Here is a 3,163-nt window from a genome sequence, read left to right on the forward strand (position 1 = left end):
TGCTCGGCGCGGACCTGCGCGGTGCGCGAGTGGAGGACGCCGATCTCTCCCTCGCCCTGTATCTCACGGGACCGCAACTCGCCGCCGCGCACGGCAATCGACGCACCCGAGTACCCACGGGCATACCGGTACCGCGGAGTCGGCTCGACGACTGACCGAGTGCAGGGAGGGCGCGGCGACTCGCGCCTTCCCTCCCGCTCAGGGGAACCCGATGCGGCGGCACACCAGCATGTGGTGGGCTCGGATGTACCGGTGTCCACGATCCGTTTCGGCAGCCGCAACGGCGGCGGGTCGCTCCGCCCCGTACTCGGAGCAAGCTGCCGTGTGGGTTACAGGGTCGTCACCGCCCCCCAGTACAACGCGGGCAGGAAGGACATCGGTATCAGGATCGGGCAAACGAAAACGAGGCCACGATCTCCGAAGAGTTCGTGGCCTCGTCCGTCGCAGTTCGTGGAACTGCACACTGTGGGCGAAGGGGGACTTGAACCCCCACGTCCCGAAGGACACTGGCACCTGAAGCCAGCGCGTCTGCCATTCCGCCACTCGCCCGAGCAACGCCGAAAACAGTAACACACACCGGAGCGAAACAACTATTCGCCTGGTCAGACGGCTGTGAGCCCCGCCGACTCGATCGCTGAAGATATCCGTCGGAGACGTGCCGCATGCCTCAGGGTCGAATCCGGGGAAAAGTGGATACCATGCAGTGACGAGATCTGCATTGCGACACGCTGAGTACGGAAAGGGGGTCGCCATGGGCATCGCCCAGCGCTTCGAGCGCAAACTACAGGCCGCGATCGGCGACGCTTTCGCCCGCGTGTTCGGCGGCGGCGTCGTGCCCCAGGAAGTCGAGGCGGCGCTGCAGCAGGAGGCAACGGACGGCGTCCGACAGCTCGATCGGGGTCATATGCTGGCGCCGAATCATTACGTCATCACGATCAGCGAAACCGATCACAATGCCCTCGCAGCGGATCGGGACTTGACTGTGAAGGCGTTCTCCCGTCACCTTGAGGACTTCATCCGAGAACAGGGATGGCAGACATACGGTGAGATCCAAGTCGTCTTCGAGTCGTCGTCGGCACTGCACACCGGGCAGTTCCGGACTCGCGGCTCGGTAGATCCCGATGCGGGGCGCTCAGCGACGCGTGCTCCGTCACCACGGAACCCACAGAACCGCCCACCCGCGACCTCTGAACCAGGAGCTGGCCCCATGACGCAGAACCCCGGCTACGACCCCAGCCGTGACCCCGCCGAGGCGGAACCGCAGTACGCACGCAACGGTCACGCGCACGTCGGCCAGGAGCAGCGCTACAACCAGGGCTACGGGAACGCCGGTTACGACCAGGGCCAGGGCGGCTACGACCAGCAGGGTGGATACGACCAGCAGGCGTACGGCCAGGCCTACAGCGAGCAGGACTACCAGCAGGCCGGCTACGACCAGCAGGCCTACGGAGCCCAGGATGCCCAGCCCCAGGCGTACAGCCAGGACTACGGCCGCGACTACCCGCAGCAGGGTGGCTACGACCAGCAGGCGTACGGCCGGCAGGCCGGCTACGACCAGCAGGGTTACGCGCAGCCCGGTTACGACCAGGGTTACCAGGATCAGGGCTACCAGCAGGGTGGCTACGACCAGCAGGCGTACGGTCAGCAGAACTACGCACAGCCGGGCTACGACCAGCAGTACGGCGCGCAGCAGGGCTACGACCAGGGTTACGCCGCTGCGGCACCCGGCTACGACCAGGGCTACCAGCAGGGCGGCTACCAGTCGCCGGCGGCCGGTCGTGTGCTGACCGCGACCCTCCAGCTCGAGGACGGCAGCGGCCGCTATTACCAGCTCCGCGAGGGCAGCAACATCATCGGCCGCGGCCAGGACGCACAGTTCCGCCTCCCCGATACCGGTGTCTCGCGTCGCCACATCGACATCCGCTGGGACGGCCAGGTCGCGATGCTCTCCGATCTCGGCTCGACGAACGGCACGACGGTCAACGGCGCCTCCGTTCAGGACTGGCAGCTCGCCGATGGTGACGTGATTCGCGCCGGGCACTCCGAGATCCTCGTGCGCATCCTCTGATCAGCCGGTATCGAAAGACCTACCGGACCCGTTCATACCGTCCGACGCGTGTCGCAGCGCGTCGGACGCTGCATGGAGTCGTCCGGTGTCCGTATTGTGAGTGACCGCACGACCCGGAAGACCACGACCGGTCTACTACCCCGAAGGAGGATGCACCGTGCAGGGGCTGATTCTGCAGCTGACCCGAGCGGGATTCCTCCTCCTGCTGTGGTTGTTCGTGTGGGCGGTGTTGCGCACGCTCCGGTCCGACATCTATGCCGGTGCCGCACGCCCGCTCCCGCGCTACTCCCCCAAGCAGTCGGTGCTGCCGACGCTGAGCCGTAACAAGACCGCCAAGTACCTGGTGGTCACGCAGGGCGCGCTGGCAGGCACCCGGATCACGCTCGGCACCCAACCGGTTCTCATCGGCCGTGCCGACGACTCCACACTCGTGCTGACCGACGACTACGCATCCACGCGCCACGCACGGTTGTCGCCCCGAGGTTCCGACTGGTACGTCGAAGACCTGGGGTCGACGAACGGCACGTATCTCGACCGCGCAAAGGTCACCACCGCCGTCCGTGTCCCACTCGGAACCCCGGTTCGGGTGGGCAAGACCGTGATCGAGCTCCGCCCGTGACCCTCGTACTCCGTTATGCCGCCCGCAGCGACCGCGGCCTCGTGCGCTCCAACAACGAGGACTCCGTCTACGCCGGCGCCCGCCTGCTCGCCCTCGCCGACGGCATGGGTGGTCACGCAGCAGGTGAGGTCGCCTCACAGCTGATGATCGCGGCGCTCGCCCATCTCGACGACGACGAGCCCGGCGGCGACCTCCTCGGCAAGCTCGCCGCGGCCGTCCGCGAAGGCAATGCCTCGATCGCCGATCAGGTGGAAGAAGAGCCCGAACTCGACGGCATGGGCACGACGCTCACGGCCATCCTGTTCGCAGGCAGCAAGCTCGGACTCGCCCACATCGGCGATTCCCGCGCCTATCTGCTGCGCGACGACCAGCTCACCCAGATCACCCGCGACGACACCTTCGTGCAGTCGCTGGTCGACGAGGGGCGCATCACCCCGGAGCAGGCGCACACGCACCCGCAGCGGTCGTTGATCATG

3 protein-coding genes and 1 tRNA gene are annotated in these 3,163 nt (G+C 66.9%); 3 read left to right on the forward strand and 1 reads right to left on the reverse strand.

All coding sequences use genetic code 11. The features are described 5' to 3' along the window. Positions 1–466: 466 nt before the first annotated feature. Positions 467–549, reverse strand: a tRNA-Leu gene (locus R1101_RS0119800). A gap of 202 nt (positions 550–751) precedes the next feature. Here R1101_RS0119800 and R1101_RS0119805 point away from each other — a divergent pair. The 3 genes from R1101_RS0119805 to R1101_RS0119815 all read left to right on the forward strand — a co-directional run. Continuing rightward, positions 752–2,068 (forward strand): DUF3662 and FHA domain-containing protein, encoded by a 1,317-nt coding sequence (locus R1101_RS0119805; protein ID WP_016935047.1) that lies wholly within the window; start codon positions 752–754, stop codon positions 2,066–2,068. A 157-nt stretch (positions 2,069–2,225) separates the two neighbouring features. After that, positions 2,226–2,687 (forward strand): FHA domain-containing protein FhaB/FipA, encoded by a 462-nt coding sequence (locus R1101_RS0119810; RefSeq protein ID WP_006550946.1) that lies wholly within the window; start codon positions 2,226–2,228, stop codon positions 2,685–2,687. Next, positions 2,684–3,163: PP2C family protein-serine/threonine phosphatase (locus R1101_RS0119815; RefSeq protein WP_016935048.1), on the forward strand; the 480-nt coding region annotated here is incomplete at its 3' end. The genes R1101_RS0119810 and R1101_RS0119815, both read left to right, overlap by 4 nt.

The sequence above is a fragment of the Rhodococcus sp. R1101 genome, from assembly GCF_000278445.1.
Lineage (GTDB): Bacteria > Actinomycetota > Actinomycetes > Mycobacteriales > Mycobacteriaceae > Rhodococcus > Rhodococcus gordoniae.

Excerpts from the sequence above, each read along its gene's own strand:
- R1101_RS0119805 (WP_016935047.1), top strand. The coding sequence starts at position 752 with ATGGGCATCGCCCAGCGCTTCGAGCGCAAACTACAGGCCGCGATCGGC.